General features: G+C 69.9%; 23 protein-coding genes. All 23 read right to left on the bottom strand.

Annotated features, from left to right (window positions below):
* Positions 1-55: 55 nt before the first annotated feature.
* The gene (locus ACGFYH_RS30430; RefSeq protein WP_393806396.1) at positions 56-448 is read right to left on the bottom strand and encodes a hypothetical protein; all 393 of its coding nucleotides are present in this window, start codon (positions 446-448) and stop codon (positions 56-58) included.
* Between the two features lie 9 nt (positions 449-457).
* Entirely contained in the window at positions 458-1,681 is a 1,224-nt protein-coding gene (locus ACGFYH_RS30425; protein ID WP_393806395.1) for a poly-gamma-glutamate hydrolase family protein, read from the bottom strand.
* Positions 1,682-1,685: 4 nt separating this feature from the next.
* Positions 1,686-4,466, bottom strand: a complete 2,781-nt coding sequence (locus ACGFYH_RS30420) for a hypothetical protein (RefSeq protein WP_393806394.1) — start codon at positions 4,464-4,466, stop codon at positions 1,686-1,688.
* A 3-nt stretch (positions 4,467-4,469) separates the two neighbouring features.
* The gene (locus ACGFYH_RS30415) at positions 4,470-6,566 is read right to left on the bottom strand and encodes a phage tail tape measure protein (RefSeq protein ID WP_393806393.1); all 2,097 of its coding nucleotides are present in this window, start codon (positions 6,564-6,566) and stop codon (positions 4,470-4,472) included.
* The gene (locus tag ACGFYH_RS30410) at positions 6,550-6,849 is read right to left on the bottom strand and encodes a hypothetical protein (RefSeq protein WP_393806392.1); all 300 of its coding nucleotides are present in this window, start codon (positions 6,847-6,849) and stop codon (positions 6,550-6,552) included. Before ACGFYH_RS30410 ends, ACGFYH_RS30415 begins: the two co-directional genes overlap by 17 nt.
* 23 nt (positions 6,850-6,872) lie before the next feature.
* Complete coding sequence (locus ACGFYH_RS30405) at positions 6,873-7,274, bottom strand: hypothetical protein (protein WP_393806391.1); 402 nt, start codon at positions 7,272-7,274, stop codon at positions 6,873-6,875.
* 13 nt (positions 7,275-7,287) lie between these two features.
* Positions 7,288-7,701 carry a phage tail tube protein gene (locus tag ACGFYH_RS30400; RefSeq protein ID WP_393806390.1) on the bottom strand — a complete coding sequence of 138 codons (414 nt, stop codon included), beginning with the start codon at positions 7,699-7,701 and terminating at the stop codon, positions 7,288-7,290.
* Between the two features lie 64 nt (positions 7,702-7,765).
* Complete coding sequence (locus ACGFYH_RS30395; RefSeq protein ID WP_393806389.1) at positions 7,766-8,182, bottom strand: DUF3168 domain-containing protein; 417 nt, start codon at positions 8,180-8,182, stop codon at positions 7,766-7,768.
* A complete protein-coding gene (locus tag ACGFYH_RS30390) occupies positions 8,179-8,574 on the bottom strand; it encodes an HK97-gp10 family putative phage morphogenesis protein (RefSeq protein WP_393806388.1) in 396 nt (131 codons plus the stop codon). The genes ACGFYH_RS30395 and ACGFYH_RS30390 overlap by 4 nt, the downstream gene beginning before the upstream one ends.
* Before the next feature lie 11 nt (positions 8,575-8,585).
* Positions 8,586-8,762 carry a hypothetical protein gene (locus ACGFYH_RS30385; protein WP_393806387.1) on the bottom strand — a complete coding sequence of 59 codons (177 nt, stop codon included), beginning with the start codon at positions 8,760-8,762 and terminating at the stop codon, positions 8,586-8,588.
* The gene (locus ACGFYH_RS30380; RefSeq protein WP_393806386.1) at positions 8,762-9,097 is read right to left on the bottom strand and encodes a hypothetical protein; all 336 of its coding nucleotides are present in this window, start codon (positions 9,095-9,097) and stop codon (positions 8,762-8,764) included. Before ACGFYH_RS30380 ends, ACGFYH_RS30385 begins: the two co-directional genes overlap by 1 nt.
* Entirely contained in the window at positions 9,097-9,426 is a 330-nt protein-coding gene (locus ACGFYH_RS30375; RefSeq protein ID WP_393806385.1) for a phage head closure protein, read from the bottom strand. The genes ACGFYH_RS30380 and ACGFYH_RS30375 overlap by 1 nt, the downstream gene beginning before the upstream one ends.
* A 4-nt stretch (positions 9,427-9,430) precedes the next feature.
* Positions 9,431-9,781: a hypothetical protein gene (locus tag ACGFYH_RS30370; RefSeq protein WP_393806384.1), complete on the bottom strand. Its 351-nt coding sequence runs from the start codon at positions 9,779-9,781 to the stop codon at positions 9,431-9,433.
* A gap of 208 nt (positions 9,782-9,989) precedes the next feature.
* Positions 9,990-10,265, bottom strand: coding sequence for a hypothetical protein (locus tag ACGFYH_RS30365; RefSeq protein ID WP_393806383.1), 276 nt, complete (start codon positions 10,263-10,265; stop codon positions 9,990-9,992).
* Positions 10,265-11,470, bottom strand: coding sequence for a phage major capsid protein (locus ACGFYH_RS30360; RefSeq protein WP_393806382.1), 1,206 nt, complete (start codon positions 11,468-11,470; stop codon positions 10,265-10,267). The genes ACGFYH_RS30365 and ACGFYH_RS30360 overlap by 1 nt, the downstream gene beginning before the upstream one ends.
* A gap of 52 nt (positions 11,471-11,522) precedes the next feature.
* Positions 11,523-12,266 (bottom strand): HK97 family phage prohead protease, encoded by a 744-nt coding sequence (locus ACGFYH_RS30355; protein ID WP_393806381.1) that lies wholly within the window; start codon positions 12,264-12,266, stop codon positions 11,523-11,525.
* A gap of 10 nt (positions 12,267-12,276) precedes the next feature.
* Positions 12,277-14,640 carry a phage portal protein gene (locus ACGFYH_RS30350; RefSeq protein ID WP_393806380.1) on the bottom strand — a complete coding sequence of 788 codons (2,364 nt, stop codon included), beginning with the start codon at positions 14,638-14,640 and terminating at the stop codon, positions 12,277-12,279.
* Positions 14,641-14,729: 89 nt separating this feature from the next.
* Positions 14,730-14,906, bottom strand: a complete 177-nt coding sequence (locus ACGFYH_RS30345; protein WP_393806379.1) for a hypothetical protein — start codon at positions 14,904-14,906, stop codon at positions 14,730-14,732.
* Between the two features lie 19 nt (positions 14,907-14,925).
* The gene (locus ACGFYH_RS30340; RefSeq protein ID WP_393806378.1) at positions 14,926-16,719 is read right to left on the bottom strand and encodes a terminase large subunit; all 1,794 of its coding nucleotides are present in this window, start codon (positions 16,717-16,719) and stop codon (positions 14,926-14,928) included.
* Entirely contained in the window at positions 16,688-17,146 is a 459-nt protein-coding gene (locus ACGFYH_RS30335) for a phage terminase small subunit P27 family (protein WP_393806377.1), read from the bottom strand. The genes ACGFYH_RS30340 and ACGFYH_RS30335 overlap by 32 nt, the downstream gene beginning before the upstream one ends.
* Before the next feature lie 151 nt (positions 17,147-17,297).
* Positions 17,298-18,080, bottom strand: coding sequence for an HNH endonuclease (locus ACGFYH_RS30330; protein ID WP_393806376.1), 783 nt, complete (start codon positions 18,078-18,080; stop codon positions 17,298-17,300).
* A gap of 9 nt (positions 18,081-18,089) precedes the next feature.
* The gene (locus ACGFYH_RS30325) at positions 18,090-18,257 is read right to left on the bottom strand and encodes a hypothetical protein (RefSeq protein WP_393806375.1); all 168 of its coding nucleotides are present in this window, start codon (positions 18,255-18,257) and stop codon (positions 18,090-18,092) included.
* Between the two features lie 63 nt (positions 18,258-18,320).
* Positions 18,321-18,716: a hypothetical protein gene (locus ACGFYH_RS30320; RefSeq protein ID WP_393806374.1), complete on the bottom strand. Its 396-nt coding sequence runs from the start codon at positions 18,714-18,716 to the stop codon at positions 18,321-18,323.

The raw sequence follows: 18,716 nt of genomic DNA, 5'->3' as shown, positions 1-18,716 counted from the left end.
TGAGAAAGCCCCGGGCCGGTCGGCGCGGGGCGGTGGGGTGGTGAGCGGGTGGGGGTCAGTCCAGGGGCCATTCGATGCGGCTGAAGTCGAAGCGGTCGCTGCTGCCGATCGAGGTAGAGCTGTATACCGTCACGGAGCCGGAGGTGGCGACGACGACGCCCAGGAGCGTGGGCGTGCCTGATGTGATCCGGACGGCGGAGAAGTAGTGCTGGTAGGCGGGGGCCAGGTCGGCGGGGATGGTGAACGCGACCTGGGAGCCGGTGAAGGTGCTCTCCGGCTGGGAGTGGCCGTCCAGCCGGGCCCGGTGCCCGTGCTTTTGGACGCGTAGCGGGGCGTAGGACAGGGCGCCCGGGCCCCATTCGTCGAAGGTGACCTCCTGCCAGTCGCCAGGCAGGTCGTCGTTGAGCCGTCCGTCTGTGAGCAGCATGCCGCCGCGCCACACCGTCATCGGTGCCTCCTACAGGGTCACGTAGTTCTGGTCGTCCAGCCGGGCGGCTTCGCCTGCCGGGTGGCTCTTGGTGATGCCGTTGACAGAGCGGACGACGGTGATGCGTTGCCGCTGGCTGGTCCGGTCGTCGAAGTCGTCCCAGGCAGCCACCACCGGCAAGGTGTTGCTGTTGGTGACGGACAGGATGGAACGCATACCGACCGACCCAGCTGCGGTCAGGTCGGTGTCTGTGGTCTCCAGCTGCCAGCTGCCGGGCTCGCTGGTGCCGTCCTGCCACGCCTTGGCGCGCAGTGTGCTTCCCGTGACCTGGAAGCGGATCCAGAACCGCCGGTCGACTGCGTGGGTGAGGCCCGTCGTGTGCTGCGCCAGGAAGCTCTCCGAGCCGTCCACGCGCTTGCGCAGGGTGAGGATGACGGCCTGGCTGGTGGAGAACTCGATGCGGGCCAGGTAGCTGTTGCTGCCGTCCAGGCAGCGGGCGGCGAGGGCAAGGAAGTGCCCGCCCCCCGTGGCGAGGGCGTCGGTGGACACGGATGCGACCAGGTCGACGTCCGCGCCCGAGGAGGGCAGCAGGCAGTACCGGGACACGTTGCTGCTGCCGAGGGAGACCAGGCCGCGGCTGACGAAGGCGGCCCGCACGGCGGCCGCGTAGGTGTCGAACGCTTCGGTGCGCTGCCCGGAGTCGCGCATCGCCCGGGACAGGTCGCCGCCGGGGAAGAACGCCTCACGCTGGGCGCGGGACAGCTCCAGCTGGACGCCGGCGGCGTGGGTGGTCTCGTTGCAGATGTTGTCCGGGTTGTCGCCCGCGATCTCCGAGGGGGCGTCGATGACTGTGACTCCGGCGGCTTGCAGCTGGGTGGTGACCCGTGCGACGAGGTCGGTGTCGAGGCCGCCGATCGCGGTCTCGGCGACGCCCGGGGTGCCGGTGTAGCCGTGGAAGGACAGGCAGCGGCGCGCGGTGTGGACGATCCCTTCGCACTGCGGCTCGTCGAAATTGGTGCTGGTGACGTGGAGGTCGCCGTTGCCGCTGGTCTTCAGCCCAGCGAACTCGTAGTGGCTCATGAGGCCGGCGCCGACCGCGCGGGCCAGCTCGCCGGAGCCGCCCTCGATGCCGCCGCCGTGGATCGCGATGGAGCACCACGTCGCCCCGGCCACCGGGACGGAGCGGCGTTCGTAGTCGACGCCTTCCGTCTCCGCGGCTGCCAGCTCCGAGTAGGAGGCGTACAGGTCAGCCATGTGGTCATCCTCCCTGCACGCTGTAGTCCGAGGCGCTGCCGCCGTCCGTGGTCCAGGGCGGGCCGAAGTCCGGCGTCCCCCAGCCCTCGGCCACGGTGCGGTCGAAGGTGTCGATGACGACGGCCTCTGCTGACACGGCGGTCACGGTCATCGTCTCGCCACCCACCTTCAGGTCGAACGGCAGGTCGTCCGGGTCACTGGTCCACAGGGAGCCCTCGGTGGAGGTGAGGGAGACGGATGTGGCGTCGGCGTCGATCGCCGCGGCGAGCTGGCTGCCGCTGACGTCGACGTGCCCGTACCGGCGGCTGCCCACGACGCCAGCCGTCCACGGTGCGCCGGGACGGCAGTTGAAGGTGATCGTCCACTCGTCCGGCCCGGCGGTCTCCTCGTAGCCGTGCACGAGAACGTCCACATCGTCCGGGCCGTGGTCGGCGGGCAGACGGGTCAGCCGGATCAGGTCCCCGACGTCGGTGCGCAGGATCTCGTCGATCATGGCGAAGACGCGGGGGTTGGCCAGGTTGAGAGTGATGCGCGTGTACCGGACGCCGTTGTAGGTGCCCAGGTGCACGCGCATGCCGGCGACCTGGTCGGCCTGGCCGTCCGTCGCCAGCGAGTAGGTGTACTCGTTGTCGTAGCGGCCCACCCCGTTGGGCGGGTCCTGCACGGACAGGGCGCCTTCCTCGAGGACCTGCCGCGCCGGGACCGCGCCGTACCGCCGTTTCACGGAGACGTCGTTCTCGGTCAGCTTGTCGTCGTCGACCGGCCGGAAGGGCGCCGAGATCAGGCCGGCCGAGTAGTCGAGGACCAGGGCGGGGGTCTGGTTCCACAGCGTGCTGCCGCCCCGGTGGATCACCTCGGCCCGGTCCCGGGCGTCCAGCAGGTACCCGAAGTTCGTGCGGCTGGCCTCGTTGAGCAGGGCGAGGAGCTTGGCCCGGCCCTGGATGCCCATCCGCTGCTCGTAGACGACCTGCCCGGCCACCGACGCCGTGTATCCGGCCTCCGCGGCCAGCCGCTCGATACGGGCGCTGGCGCTCTCGCCCTGGAACCCCATGTAGGCGTCCCACACCTCGGCGGCCGTGGGCCCGGCATAGTTCCAGTAGGTGAGGTAGCCGACCGCACGGTCGGTGAGGGTCTCCCCTGCGATGGTGGAAAAGCCCCAGCCCAGCCGGATCTGGCTCACGGGCCCCACGTCGACGTCCAGGGACACGTAGACCTGCTCCTCCCCGTCGACGTACAGATGCACCCCCGGAAAGGGGCCGATGTCGACGGTCACCCTCAGGGCGTGCGGCTGGTCGTCGAAGAGGTTGAGGCCGTAATAGTTGCCCAGGAACACCTCCTCCGAGGCGTTGGTGGTCTCCGAGCGGCGGATGATGAGGACCTGCTGAAGCTCGCCACCGAGGTGCATCCGGATGCTGCGCTGCGGGTCGGCGTCCGTCCCGGACCCCGTGTCGACTATGTCGAAGGCATAGTCGGCGTTCCCGGCACCACCGGTCAGGAACACATCCACGGACCACTTGATGCCCACGCTCGGCACACGGGGCGTGTAGCCGATCAGGCCGCCGATCATGTCCTGAGTGACCCCCACCACCGGCTCGATCCAGTCGGCGAGCGTCCCGGCCGCCCACGAAGGAGAGCGAACCAGGGACCCCGACTCGACCGCCATATCCCGGCCGCCGAACATGCTCTTGGCGGTCTTGGAGTCCACGCCGTCCGTCAGCGGCCAGCACTCCAGCGCCCCCCGCGCCCTGATGTACCGGCGCAGCGCGGAGTCCTGCGGCTTGTTCCCGGCGTCCATCCGCCGCGTGATCCCCGTCGGCGCGATACTCACGATGTTGTCGTTGCCGGACAGGTCCCGGGTGGGCGGCCACGCCGGCACCTCCCCGGCCATACGCACGTGCCGGTTCGTCAGAAAGGCGGCGTTGACGGTCGTCCAGACGCGGCCACCGGACGTGAACGAATCGTCGTCGGGTGCGGCGTCGGCCGCGTCCATGGACGCCACGACGGCACCGCCGATGCCGTCCAGCAGACGGAAGGCGTACAGCTTCCCCGCCGCGGCGTCACCGCTGATGCCCTTAACCCTGCCCAGCTCAAGCTCGGCGGTCCCGTTGCTCACGGCCGTGGTCGTGGCGCCTACGACCGGCTCGCCCAGCAGCGTCCACTCGTCGTCGTCGACGGTCCGGCCCGTGTAGAACCGCACCTCGTAGCCGCCCGCCCCGTTGTCCACATCGAGGGTGACCCGGATCGCGAGCCGCTGCCCGTTGTACGCGCCGACCGCGACGGTGGAGAAGACCGCGGTGCGGCTGGCGAGCGTGCCGTCAGGGGACCAGTAGAGCACCAGCTGACCGGTCTCATATACGGTCACGGCCCACGCCCGGTTGTCGCCGGTGGACAGGTAGCGCCCGGCCAGATCCCGACCAGCCCAGGCCTCCAGAGCGATGTCCAGGCGCAGGTCCAGGTCGCTCACAGCGAGGCCCGTCCCGGGCGTGGTGAGCCCGTTCTCGACCGTGGTCAGCTCCACCCACGGCGAGCCGATGTTGTACCCCCAGCGGAAGGGGGTGTTGCGGCCGATCTTGCCGTACAGCGGGCTCATGGGGTTCCGCGGCGAGTAGCGGTCGTCCCGGTTTCCCAGGGCGCAGGTGCACGTCGTGGGCTCCGCCTCGGACGACGACTCCGAGGTGAGCCCCCGGGTGACGGTGATGGCCGTCTTGGTCCGCAGGCCCGTGGCCGTGTTCCAGGCCCCGTCGTAGTGCAGCTCAGCCCAGACGGGCGGGGGCAGGCTGGGCATGGGTCATCCCTTCACGTACTTGTCGATGTCGCCGCCCGTGGCGGCGCTCACGGACTCCTGCAGGAACTCCCGGAAGGCCCTGCTGCCGCCGCGCAGCTCCAGGATCAGGCGCCGGTCTGCGGACTCGACACGGGCTACCGCCGGGGCGGTGGTGTTGAGGAGTGCGTCGAGTTTGGACAGCGGCAGCACGGCCTCGTCCTCGGGTCCTTCGCCGATCATCGCCAGCGTCGGCCCGGTGGTGATGCCGCCCTCAGCCAGGTACGGAATGTCCGGCGTGGACAGGGTCACCGTGGGGATGTCGACACCCATGAAGCTGCCACCACCGAGGGTGAAGGACAGGCCGTTCCACATCCAGATCAGCTGGTTCACAGCGTTCTTGAATTCCCGGACGATGCTCTCCCACATGCCCGAGGCAGTGCGGCCGATCCGGCCGGGCAACCCGGCGAGGTAGCCGAGGACGTCCCCGAAGATGCCCTGGATCTCGCCTGGGATGGAGCCCAGCCAGCCGATGGTGCCAAGGACGGCACCGATGGCGTCCTCGGCCTTGCCCTCGACCCAGTCCCAGGCGTAGCCCCAGGCGCCGCGGAACAGGCCCAGCCAGTCCTCGATCTTCCGCTGAACCCAGTCGACGCCGTCTCCGATCTTGCCCGTGGTGGCGTCCCAGGCATCCAGGGTGGCTGCCTTCACCTCGTCCCACCGCAGGATGACCAGGGCAAGGATGGCGAGCAGGCCAACGATCAGCAGGACAATCCACGTGATCGGGTTCGCCCAGAACGCGGCGTTCGCCGCCCACACCGAGACTGCCACCAGAGCGAAGGCTGCCGCCAGCAGGAACACGAGCGGCACCAGGACCTTCACCAGCTCCGGGTGTTCGGTCATGAAGTCGGAAACCTTTGACAGCGCTGGCGCGAGGGCCTCGCCGAGCGTCGTGGAGATGTTCCGCCAGACCGAGTCGAAGGTCTTGGCCTCTTCCACGGACGTGGTCAGGCCCTTCGATGCCCCGGCCACCTGGTCGAGGCCGGCGGCCGCGTCAGCGCCGGTGGCCTTCAGATTCAGCAGGCTGTTGCCCATATCCTCGCCAGGGCCACCGAACAGGGCCGCCTGGAGGGTGGTCCGCTTGGTCTGGTCCTCGACACCCCGCAGCGCTTCGATGACCTTGTCGAACGCCTCGGTGCCCTTGCCCTCGTTCATGAGCCTCTGGATGTCCTCGACGTTCAGACCCAGCTCCTTGAGCGGCTCGGACACTGCGCTGGTGTCGGCCATCAGCAGGGTGAACTCCTTGAGTGCGTCGCCCATTTTGTCGATCTCGAAGGTGGGGTTCTTCGCAGCCTGCGCCAGGATGCCCATCATCTCCGGGCCGGAGAAACCGAGCTGATTGAAGAACTCGCCGTACTCGCGGGTGAGCGTGGGGAGTTCCTCCTGCATCGCGGGCGGCAGCTTCTTCGCCGCCGCGGTGAGAAGGTCGAACGCCTCTTCTCCGTCCCTGGCCAGGCCCGCCTTCAGAAGCGTGCCCACGGCCTGGGTGGCTTCGTTCACGTCGAAGCCGAACGTGTCCGCCAGGGCGAGCGCGGACTTGGTCATCTGGGTCAGCTCGGCGTCAGTGGCCTTGCCCATGCCGCCGATGTTCGCGGTGACCCCGGCGAGGGCCTCGTTCACGCCGTCGAGCGAGTCGGAGAATCCGGCCTTGAAGACGTCACCGGCGACCTTGCCCGCACGCGCGGACTCCTCGGCGGTGAGCCCCAGCTGGTTCGTCAGCTTCGTGTTCGCGGCACGGGCGTTCATCGCCGATTCCAGGCCGGCCGCGAACAGGGTGCCTACGGCGGCGCCGGCCGCACCCGCGGCGATGTTCTTGAAGGACCCTTCGACGTCGGACGCGGCCTGCTCGGCGCCTTGGGCCGCCTCGTCGGCGGATGCGCCGACGTCGTCCATGGCGGTGGCTGCCTGGTCGGCGGCGTCCGCGATGTCCCGGCCCATCGCGTCCGCCGCGTCCCCCACCCCGGCGAGGGCGCGTTCGACGTCGTCAGCGGCCCCGTCCGTGCCCGCGGTCAGGTCGTCGGCGTCGATGCCGATCTCAACGAGGAGTTCATCCAGCGTCGCCATGGCCGCCTCCTTGCGTGAAGTCGGTCCCGCCGAGGCGGCTGTTCAGGACCCGCGCGGTGGCGAGCATCTCCTGCCAGTCGGCCGACTGGGTCTGGTCCCACTTCGGGATGAAGTCCTTCGGCACGGCCTTACGGCCCTTGCCGCCCGCGGCGTTGGCGATGACGGCTGCGCGGATGCCGTGCAGGAGGTCACCGCGGTCCGGTCCGAGTGGTCCGGTGAGCTGCTCGTAGGCCATCCACTCGGTCAGCTCGTCCGAGTGGATGTCTGCGAGCAGGTGCCGCACGGACCGTGCTCCCAGGTGCCCGGCTAGGCGGAAGTAGAAGAGCCGCTCTGGCCGGGCTCGGAGTTTCCCGCCGCGTCCTCGACGTCGTCCTCGCCGAGGCCGGACAGCCGCTTGGCGACCTTGGCGAGGCGTTCGAGGACGGCGCCGTTCTTCGCCCCGAGCTTCTTGATCGTGGCGTCGGTGTAGAGACGCTTGAAGTTCTCGTCGACCAGGCACTTGGACAGGAGCCGCGCGAGCTGGTCGGTGAGGTCGACCTCCTTCGGCTTCCCGTTGCCGCCGAAGACGAGCATCTTCTTCTGGTAGTCGTTGCGGTCGGTGCCGGACATGCCGGCCACGCGGACGGTGCCGCCCCACTCGGGGACCGGGACGTCTTCCCACTGGCGGTCGTCGGCGGCTTCGATCTGTTCTGCGGTGAGCAGTGCCATGGTGTGTCCCCGTTCAGGCGATGGTGGGCTTGCCGGAGACCTTGAAGGTCAGCGAGCCGGACAGCTTGTCGTCGGTGGGCGCCGACTTGGAGAACCCGGTCATCACGGCCGCGAAGCTGAACGTGGTCTGCGCCGGGTCCGGGAAGACGATCTGGTAGTTTCGCGGGTCCTTGTCCTCCAGGTCCGCTTCGAGGACGTCGTGGACGGCCGGGTCGTAGTTGATGTCGATCGTCACCTCGCCCGGGTCGATCAGGCCGCCGACGAACTCCATGTACCTGTTGGGGGAGTCGTGGGAGGTGACGTTGATGGTGTTGCGGGTGCGGCCGCCGTCCTCCAGGTTGGACAGGTTGGCGATGGCGGTGAACACCTCGGGTTCTGCGCCGTCGCCGCGCTTGAGCTGGACGCCGAATGCGTCAAGACCGGGCATGCTGCCTCCTCGGGCATGAGTAAGGCCCCGGCTGGTGGGCGCGGGGCGGCAAGGGGAAGGTGGGTCAGGCGGGCTGTTCGGTGACGACCCGGTAGCGCAGCACCAGGTGCCGGATGTCGCCCGGCGGTTCCGGGTCGGTCAGCGTCTGCGAGAACTCGAAGCGCGTGACGACGTGGTGCTGCCCCTCGACGGTGAGCGGCTGATGGTCCAGCAGCGCCGTGACGCGGGCCCCGATCTCCTGGCCCTTGGAGTGGCCGCGGGCCCGGGTCCACACGTGCAGGGTCACGACGGTCTGCCGGCCGAAGTGGCCGTGCGAGTTGTCCGGGACCTCGGTGGCCTCGCCGATCTTGATGTACGGGAACGGGGCGGTCTCCGGCACGAAGTCGTACACCCCGCTGATCAGGGCCATCAGCGTCGCGTCCCCGGTGAGCGCGCCGTACAGGGCCTCTTGCACCGGCCCCATGGTGGACGGAGCGGTCACGACAGGACCCTCCTCACCTCGATCTTCAGCCGGTCCTCGAACCGGGCCCGCTCAGCCTCCAGCGCGGGCCCGAGCGCGGGCTGCGCGGGGATCCGCTGGGTGCCGAACTCGTGGATCGTGGCGTACCAGTCGCGCCGGTCCTTCCAGCCGACCTTCGCGGACAGGCCGCCGCGGGCGTAGTGGATGGCCACTTCGTCCCGCAGGTTCCCGGTGTCCACGCGGACGCCGTTGCGGGTCTGCTCCTTGACGGCCTCCGAGGACGCTTCCACGGCGGCCCGGCTCGCCTGCACCAGCTTGGGCGCCAGCTCGTTGAGGCTCTCCCGCAGCGAGTCCAGCCCGTGGACCTGCATCTGCACGGGGCTGCGGCGGCGGCCGCGGCGACGTCGTGCCATGGCGGCCTCCCTCAGCGCTTGCGGTGCATCTCGCGCCGGATGGCCGCCAGTTCCCCCGCCACGGCCAGCAGCGCCCACGCGGTGACCTCGGAGGGCGAGGCGTACTTGTCCTCCAGGAGGGCCGCCGCCTTCTGCCGGCACTCCAGCGGCTCGGGCGGCAGCGGCGCTCGCTGCTCGTCGGCCGCCATCACCGCTCCAGCTCGAACACGGCGACCGACACGGCGGTGACCGCGTCGTAGGTGATGGACGCGCGCCCGTTCACGCCCCGGAAGACGGTTGTGAGCGGCACGATCGCCGACTCCCCGGCCGGGACGACGACGACGACCTCCGGCAGCGGCAGCCCGGCCACGGTGCCCGGCGTGGCCACGGTCGCCGTGTGCGGAGCCGCGTCGCCGTTCATGACGTACAGGAGTCGGCCCGGGCCGACCGGCGCGGTGTCCCCGCCGGCCGACGCGGCAACGGCGGAGTCTTCCAGGCCGATGCCGCCGTTGACCGGCACCGTGACGATGTCCAAGGCGGCCATCAGGCGCCCTCCTTCTGGATGAGCTGGCATTCAGCCTTGCTGTAGACGGGCGACGACGGCTGGACGACCGACAGGACCCGGAACGTCTGCCCGGCACCGCGCAGCTCGTCGCCGCGCTGCACGTCGGCAGTCGGCAGCAGGTAGACGTCGTGGGTGTGCTCCGATCCGGTCTGCGCCGCCAGCATCCGCTCCGAGGCGGACGGCTGGTCGACCTTCGCAGCGACGTCGGCCTGGCGGACCAGCGTGGTGTCCTGCCCGCCCGCCCCGTCGTCCGTGGCGACGACCCGCCACACCTCCAGCGTGCGGTTCAGCAGGTGCGTGATGTCCATGGGGTCACCTGCTCTCGTTGCCGCGCGCGTACTTGGCGAGGAGGCGGCGCTCGTAGTCGCTCAGGTTCTCGCCCGTGCGGTCCTTGTCGTAGGTGACCGACCGGTCCCCGAGGGACTCGGCGGCGAGTGCGGTGGAGGTCCTCACGTAGCCCCTGCCAGCGACCTGCAAGCACACCTGCTTCACGATGGCGGGGATGTCGGCGTAGCCGTGGTCGTAGACGACGTCCACGTCCACGTCGAGTGGCCAGCAGCCGCAGAGTCGAGTCAGGATCCCGTGCCTGTTGACCCGGTAGTCGGTGCCCTTCACCAGCAACGTGCCATCTTCGGCCACCGAGGTGACCGAAGTGACAGGCATCTCTGGCAGGTTGATCACGCTGCGCCCGTTGCCGACGAGGACCACTTCGTCACCAACCACAGCGTCAATGACCTGCTCAAGCGCTCCACGAACGGTGGTCTCCGCCTCGGCGATCTTTCTGGCAGCCTGCTCAGCGTCGATCGTCGGGAGCTTGAGGTGAAGCCGTAGCTCCTCCGGTGTGGCCCACGGTGACGCCACGGCCTACCCCCTACTCGCTGGAGTCGGAGGGCTCGCCGGTCTCCCCGGCGTTGCCCTGGCCTTCGCCTGGGGCCGAAGGCTTCGTCGTGGCCTTGGACTTGGCGGTGTTCGGCGCCTGCCGGGTGGCGGTGCGCTTTGCTGCCTGCTTGCCCGACGTGCGGCGGGCGTGTCCAGCAGCGACCCACGCGCGGGCCTGATCGTCGTCCACGTCGACAACCTGGCCCGTGCGGTAGCGGAGCCCCATCCCGTCCGAGACGGACGGGATGGCGGTGATCTCGATACGCATCAGGCGGCCGGGTGGGCGAGGATACGCAGGGCTTCCGGGCGGACGACGTCGCCGCCAACCCGCTTGCGGATCTTCCAGCCGATCATGCCGTCCTCGGCGTACAGCTGGTCCAGGACCTTCACGGTCATCCCCGCGCGGTCGTAGATCCGGTAGCCCGCGGCGAAGTCGCCGAACGCCACTGACCGTGCGGACGCCGCTACGGAGGCCATGTCCTCCTGGTTCTCCAGGGCGTAGCCCATGAAGGTGTTCGGGCGTCCCGCCTGGACGCTCGGCTGCCAGTAGTACTGGTCGTTCGCGTCCTTCAGCAGGGTGATGGCCAGCTCGGTGGTGGACGCCATCGCGAAGCGGCCGTTGCGCCGGTACTGCTTCGGCACCCCGTAGATCAGCTTCTTCATGTCGTCCAGGGCGATGGCGGCTGCGGCCGCCGCCGCGAGGGTCGGCACGCCGCCCCCGGCGGTCATGAAGCCGACCGGCTGGTGGGCGGCGTGCCCGGCGCCGATGGTGAATCCGGTGTCCTCCGCCTCGCCTACGGCCCGGGTGAAGGAGTCGCGGACGAATGCCTCCAGGTTGGTGTCGGAGTCGTCCAGCTCATCCTCACCGATCTTCGCCAGACCGTAGAGGTCCTCGACGTAGGTGAACTCCTCCTCCGGGGTGTCGGGCATGGAGTCGGTGAGGGTCTGGTCAGCCGTCTCCAGCTTGCCCCAGCCCACGGTCACCTCGTCCAGGCTCCGCCGGCGGACTCGGTTGGTGGTGATGGAGCGGGAGTTGGCCATCGCGCGGACGATGGTCAGCGCGGGCAGTGCCCGCATGATCTCCGTCTCCAGGTCCTCGGGCACGAGGATCTCGCCAGCTGTGTTTTCCACGAGGGCCCGCTGCTCCGGGGCGAGACGGGCGCCTCGACGCAGGGCCTGGAAGAACGCGGCCCGTCGCTCCTGCGCGCGGGTCTCGTCGGTGCCGCGGCCTCCGTCGTCCGGTCGCCCGCCCCCGCGCCGGATCGGCTCGGCCATCTGCGCGGCCCGCTGCTCCTCGGCCTCCAGGCGCTCGATGCGCTCGGTCAGGCTCCGGAAGTCGGCCTCGTGCCGGTCGTAGGACTGGCGCTCTTCCGCCTCGAGGCCGCGGTTCGCAGCCTCGGCGGTCTCGGTGATGGCCCGCATCGACTCAACGACGCCGGCCCGCTGCTGCCGCAGCTCCACGCTGGTAGGCATGGGGTCTCCTCAGTGAGATGGGTGGTGATCCCGGGCCGGTCGGCCGGGAAGTTCAGAGGCTGGCGAGCATCTCCAGCTCGCGAAGCCGATGGCGGGCCCGCTCGTGCGGATACGCCTGCGGCCCCGGGGCCGACCGGTCGGCGGCCTCCAGCAGCGCGCCGAGCGCGTCGTGCGCGTCGGCGACCAGCTGCCGGTTCGACGCGGACAGGACCTTGCCCGCGCGGACCTCAGCCAGGGCGCGTGTCACGGCCTCCGGCTCCGGTGCGGTCTCCTGCCCGGTGTGGCGCGCGGCCGCGGACCGAAGCTCGGCCGACGTCGCGGCGAACGCCGGGTACGTGACCACGCTGACGTCGCCGCCGTCCAGGTCGATACCGAACACCTCGTGCGTGTTCCCGGCCCAGCCGTCGGCGGTGACCCAGAACCCGAAGCTCATCTGGCTGATGTCGCCGCGCTCCAGGGAGACGGCCAGGTCGCGGGCGTAGGAGACGTCCGCCATCCTGGCGTCCACGTCCACGCCCTCTTCGGGGTCCTCGGTGAGATTGGCGGTCCCGGACGCGGTACGGCTCAGCAGCAGGTTGGGATCGTGGTTGATCAGGAAACGGACGTCCGGATCCAACCCGAGAGTGCGCGTCGCGGCCCCGGGCATGATGCGCTCGCGCCAGCCGCCCATGTCCTCGGAGAGCGAGTTGTAGACGATGCTGCGCCCGTGGAACTCCAGGCGGCCGGTCTTGTCGTCGGCCCGGGTGATCCGCAGGTTCTGGAGCGGGAAGGCTCGGACCTCACGTGTGCGCGGCATGCGCGCCTCCCTACAGGTTGAATTGGAGTCGGCAGGTACACCCGGCGATCTCGTCCACGCCCAGGCGGTGATCGTGCGGCCAGCGGCCCTCGCGCTTGCCGATCTTGAAGTCCTCGCGGATGCCGACGGTCTGCCCGTCCGCCCGCGCGTGAGTCTTGCGCGGGTTGGCGTCCCACACCCGCCACGTCTTCGTCCGCGCGCCGGACTGTTTCGCGCCCTCGTGCGAGGCGAAGTTCGTCGTCTCGGACACGCGAGCCTGCGCGAGGACCCGGGCCCGGGACTCGGTCATCTGGTCGAACATGTTCCTCGCCGACTTCTGCACTTCGGCCGGCGCGGCCTTCAGCGTGATCGTGGAGCGCAGCCTTTCCACCGTGGTGCCGTTGACGTTCGCCGCCGTGGAGGCCGCGCCTGCGGCGAGGAAGGCGGTGGTCTCCTCCACCGCGAAGGCGCCACCGAGCGCGGCCGCCGTGCTCGCGCCGACCTCGCTGGTGAGCGACCGGGCGAGCTGGAACAGGATCTCCGTCAGCTCCTCGTTGTCCGCGCTCAGATCGATCAGGTCATCGGCCGATGAGTCGGGCGTGACGCCGAGCGCGGCCAGTACCCGGTCGCCCTGCTCGGCGAAGAACGTGCTGATCGCCTCGAAGTGTCGCTGGATCCACGACGGCAGCTCCTCGGGCGACGGCGTTTCGACGCTCTCCTCGGCACGCCGGTGCGGTGGCCTCGGGCGGGAGCGGGTCCCGCTCAGCATGAAGGGTGTGCGGTCCGGCCCTGTCGCGAGCGTCAGTTCCGTGAAGCCGAGAGAGACAGGCTCTACAGGCGCAGGCGGCTCCTCTCCGTCCTCGGCGTAGGTGAGCGTCATGTGGGGCGTGAACCCGTGCTCGCTACCCGCTGGTATCCCGGCTGCCGTCAGCGCCTCGACCAAACGATGCCGCAGCTCTGCCAGCCCAGGCACGTCGACCGTGGCGAAGTACGGCACCCCGTCCTCCCCGGCAGGGAAGTGCCCCAGGCCGCCGACCGTGCCAACCAGTTCTTGATGCTGCGCTGCCAGGCCTGCCACGACGGTTGCGACCGCTGCACGCTGATCCTTGGTCAGGTCCTTGCCGAGGTAGGCGAGGGTGGCGTGCAGTTCCTCTGCGGGCAGTCCACCCTCGATGGCGATCTGCTCGGCGACATCGGACGGAGGGAAGAGAGCCACCATGGTTGCCCCTGTGGGAACCTCAGCAGCTGCTCGGGCCTGGCGGCCGGGCAGGCCTCGCTGTTCAGGCGGCGCAGCCTGCCCGGCCGGACTCATGTTGAGCGGCACAACGTACTCGTCGCCGCCCTCGATCGGAGGCTCGTCCTCCTTGGCCCTGATCTCGTTGACGGACAGCCACCCCCACTGGCGGCCCTGTGCGTAGGCGGCGAACCGTTGGGCGGTGTCGCCTCGCAGCAGCGCGTCCGGGTTGAACTTCAGGTAGATCGACGGGTCACCGAACAGCCGGTTCGCCGTGCGCTCCAGCCGGGTCAGCCAGGGCAGCAGCGAGTAGATGACGTAGCCGAGGGACTGCTGCTCGATCCCGGACCCCCACGAAGTGGACCGCTCCACGTCGCCGATCATGTGCGGCGGCACCCCGAAGATCCCCGCGATCTCCGCCCGCGTCAGCTTGTAGACCTCCAGGAACTGTGCGTCAGCGGGGCTGAGCGTGGTCTTCTCCCACTTCGCGCCAGCCTCCATGACGGCCAGCTGGTGGGCCTTGTCGAACCCCTCGTGAAGGTCCTTCCACTGGCGGGTGAGTCGCTCGTACTGCTCGTCCTTCAGGACCCCGGGCACCGAGACGATGCCCCCCGGCGACGCGTCGCGCTGGAAGAAGGAGCCGATGTACGCGTTGGCCGCGTACCCGGTACCGACCGACTGGCGAGCCATACCGATCGGGGACAGGCCCTCGGATCCGCCGACACCGAAGGACCGGAAGTGCAGGAAGTTCTCAGAGCGGACCAGGCCGTCGGCCTCGCGGATCGGCGCCCATTCGTCGTCGTCCAGCGTGATCTTCCAGACCGGTTCGCCGGAGTCCTTCATCCGGCGCTGCTCCACGCTGGGCCAGGAGACGGGCCACAGGCCGACCGGCCGACCACCGTTGTTCCGCTCGATGTACACGCCGCCGTTGCCGCGAACCAGCATCCAGCCCAGGACCTGCGACCAGAACTCCCCGGCGGGAAGGTGCGGGTTGGCCTGGTAGGTGAGCAGTGGCGCGAGCGGGTGCTCCATCACAGGCAGCCGCGTGTTCCCCGACTTCTCGAAGACGCCGGTCGGAAGCATGCTCCCGGTCTCCGCCAGAAGCCGCACCGACGAGAACACGGCGGCGACCTGGAGGGCCCGTTCCGGCGTGACTGACACCCCGGCCGACGTTGACCGGCCGTCCAGCCGCGGCAGGCTCTTACGGCTTCGCTCGGTACGGCCTCCGAAGAGGCGACGGATCATCGGCATCAGGCGCCCCCTCCCTTGGGCCGGACATTCCCGGCGACGAGCAGCAGCACGGACAGGGACAGCAGGGCGAGGCCGGCGCCGAGCACACCCCCGAGCACGACGCCGACCGTCACCGCCCCCGCCATCCCGGCCGCCGCCCCGGCCAGCTCACACACCCACTGGGCACGCTCGTGCACAGCAACGCACCCCCTTGGGTCAGCTGATGATGCGGATCTGCGGCGCTGGCTCTTCCTCCGGTTCGGCCCGCAGGAGGTGCATGGCCAGGGCGTTCAGGCCCGAGGCCACGCCGTCGATCCGCTTGGCGGACAGTTGCCGGTCAGGCTTGACCGGCTTCACGTAGCCGTCCGAGTTGGTCTTGATGCCGACGCAGTCGACGTGCCACTTCAGGATCGGGTGCCCGCCGTGCGCGATCCGCTGGGACAGCACGAGCCGCTCCAGCTGCTGGCACGGCTGGTTCAGCCCGGCGTATCCCTGGGACACCTGCTCCATCTCCACGCCGGCGTCCATCAGCTCGGAGACGGTCTCGGTCGCATTCCACCGGTCGTAGCCAACGGCCTTGATGTTGAACCGCGGGGCGAGCTTGTCGGTGACCAGCTCGCGGACCGCTCGGTAGTCGACGACGTTGCCCTCCGTCAGCCGCAGCGCCGGACCGGCGTGCGCCGCCGTCCTCGACCAGCGTTCCAGCGGCACCTTCGTGCGCCGCTCCAGGTCCTTCAGGTTGTCCTCCGGCAGCCAGAAGAACGGCACCCAGATGTGCGGCTCCTCTGGGTCGTCGGTCTCCGGCGGGAACCACAGGCTGAAGCTGGTCATGTCTGTGGTGCTGGACAGGTCCAGACCGCCGTAGCAGTCGCGGCCCTCCAGGTCGTCCAGCTCCACCGGCATGGGCAGGCCTGTCACGGGCTCGCGCGCGCACGCGTCCCAGTCGTCCATGCGCAGCCAACGCGTGGTCTGCTTCGTCCGCACGTTCAGGTGCAACCTGAGGTACCGGTTCAGCTGCTGCGGGGAGCGCTTGGCCTGTGCGGCCTTGCTCGCCAGGTAGTCGGCGAGCACGGTCACGTTGTAGCCAGGGTTCGCGGTGCGCAGCGTCTCCTCGGCGAACGGGTCGAAGTCGTCGGCCTGGTCGTCGGCGCCGAACACGACGCCCCACACAGTGGGGTCCTCGGCGTGCCCGCCAACGAGGGTCTCGATCTCCTCGCGCTTGGTCGCGTAGATACTGCCGGTCTCGGCGCCATCATCCGCGGTCGTGATGAACACGATCAGCGGCTGCGACCTGGACCCGGTGCCGGTCTCCAGCGCGTCGACCACGTCCGGGTTCCGGTGGACATGGACCTCGTCGACGATGCCGCCGTGGACGTTCAGGCCATGCGCGCGCAGGCCCTCACTGGACAGGGCCCGGAAGAGCGAATGCGTGACCGGGTGCTCCAGCAGCTTGCGCTGGATGCCGCGGCGCCCGAGCTTCTTCTTCAGCGGCGGGCTACCGCTCGCCATGTTGGCGGCGGCGCGGAAGACGATGTTCGCCTGCTCGCGGTCGCCGGCCGCTGCGAAGACCTCGGCGCCTTGCTCGCGGTCAGCGAACGCGAGGTACAGCCCCAACCCGCTGCAGATCGTGGACTTGCCGTTCTTGCGGGGGATCTCGAACCACACGGTTCGGATCACCCGGTAGCCGTCCGGCCGCTTCAGCCCGAACACCGGCGCGACCAGGTAGCGCACCTGCCAGTCCATCAGCCGGAACTCACGCCCGGCGTGACGGCCGATCAGCTGCTTCAGCAGCAGGAAGAACTTCAGGACCCGCTCGACAGCGAGCAGGTCGAACCACGTCCCCGACGGTGCGGGCAGCGGCGTGACCAGCAGCGGCCGGCGCCCCTGCGACAGCCACTCGGTCCCCTCGACCAGGCCCTCGTCGACCCAGCCAGCGATGGCCTGATCGATCTCGGCCGTCAGCTTCGCGCGCAGCTGCTTAGTCGAGGATGTCCTCACCTTCGTTGCCATCGTCAGCCTCCGGCTTCACAGAGCGGAGACGCGCGCTCGGAGTCAGGAACAACTCCTTCGCCAGCGCCGCCACGGTGGTCGCCGCCTCCCGCCAGATCTGCCAGGCCGGGTTCTTCGCCGGGCCGTTGCCCGCGCGCCGCTCGGCCACCAGGTCGTCCGACTGCAGCAGCTGCTCCGCCTGGACGAACTTGGACCAGGCCGCGCAGTACGTGGCCAGCACCGCCCGGTCGACCATGGCCAGGACGCCGAGCCGGTCGAGGTCGGGCACGACGCGCCCCCACTCGGCGGTCGCCTCCTCGTCCAGCCAGTCCGGTGCGTCGGGCACGCCGGGCGCGGCCGTGACTCGCTTCGGGGTCGGCCGGCCGCCGGGGTTGCCGCGCAGCGCGCGCACGTTGTCCGGCTGGGAGATGGGGCCGCGGGCTCCCATGGACGTCACCCCCTGGTGTCACGCAGCGTGGTCGGTGGTCACAGGCTGCTCAGGAACGCGGCTGGAACTCGCGGTTGCGCGCGCGACACCCCCGCCTGCGCTGGAAATCCCCCCCACCGGAAAGATCCACATCCCCCCCTCGGGGGCTGGATCACCTCGGTGAGGTGGTCTCGTCGGCCCTGTGGATGCGCCACCAGGACTCGATGGCCTCGATCGTACCGTCCGGCCTGCCGTCTCGTCTTGCCCGTCGCACACACTCGTCCTCGGGCGTGGCGATGAGCACGACGCGGGCGCCGTCCGGGGCGAGGCGCCAGCGGTCAGCGTCGCGCGGGGCGGTGGCGATGAGCCAGGCCCGGGCCACGTTGTGTCGGCGTTCGAGCCGCGCGGTCACGGCGTCGCGCGCCTCGGCGATGAAGGGCACGAGGGCGGCGGGGTGGGAGTGGGGGTGGGGGGACCCCAGGGCCACCCCCAGGGCGTCCCAGTCGACGACGAGGTCACCGGGTTCGACCCGCTCGCGGACGTAGGTGGTCTTGCCCGAGCAGGGTGGCCCGCAGACGAGCGTGACCTTAGTGGGCTCGGTCAGGCGTCTGGGGCCTGCGCCGGCGAACCCTGTCTCCTGCGCGGTCTTGGCGTCGTGGCAGGGCTTGCACATGGCCTGGAGGTTGACGCGGTCGAACGCCAACCACTCGTCGCCGCGGTGCGGTCGGATGTGGTCGACGACGGTGGGCGGGGTGCCGCATCCGCCTCGGCAGAACGCCTCTTCGGAGAGGACCTGGTCGCGCAGTGGTTCCCAGCGTGGGTCGTCGTAGACCCAGGACCAGGCCTTGCGGGTGTCATTGGCCTGGCGCTGGATGGCCTTGGTGCAGCCGCAGCGGCCGCCTGCGGTACGGCGCTGGCCGCACGCGCTGCAACGGCTCGGAGGGCGGCGGGGCATGCGCACCTCCTACAGCAGAGCGTTGATCGCCTTGTTGAGGTGGGCTATGGCCTCGCCCAGGGTGGCTTCCTCGCGGGCGAGGTCGGCCCGAGCTTGGGCGACGTCGACCTGCCGCGCGTACACCAGGGTCTGGGCTTCCCTCAGTTCCTCAGTGGCGTGGGCTGGGAGTTTGGGCATGGGTGCCTCCAGGCGTGCGTGAGCCCGGCCTGCTCGGTGCGGACCGGGCTCGGGGGACGGGAGTCAGGCCTTGCAGTAGGTGTCCTTGATGGCCTGCACGATCTTCGCCGCCTTGGCCTCGTCCACGCTGGCGGTGCCGCCGTCGTACCTGAAGGCGGCGTTCTTCACGATGGTCGCCTCGCCCTTGCCCTTGCGGATGTCGTCGCAGACGCCGACGGACCGGCTGATGGCCCGGGACTCCTTGACGGTGAGGTTCGGGTCGATCGCGGTGAGGGCGGTGACGAGCGTCTTCTCCTGCTCGGGCGTGGGGCGAAGGAAGGCGCTGCTTTTGCTCGGGCTAGGCGAAGCCGGGGCGGCCTTCGGCTTGTCCGTCGTGCTGCTGTCGTCGCTGCTGCTGCACGCGGTGAGCGTGAGGACGAGTACGGCCAGGGCGGCGGCGGTCGTGGCGCGGGCGTGCAT

The sequence above is a fragment of the Streptomyces sp. NPDC048392 genome, assembly GCF_043200575.1.
Classification (GTDB): Bacteria; Actinomycetota; Actinomycetes; order Streptomycetales; family Streptomycetaceae; genus Streptomyces.
Note: the sequence above shows the minus strand (reverse complement) of the source record. Positions and strands in the feature narration are given on the sequence as shown.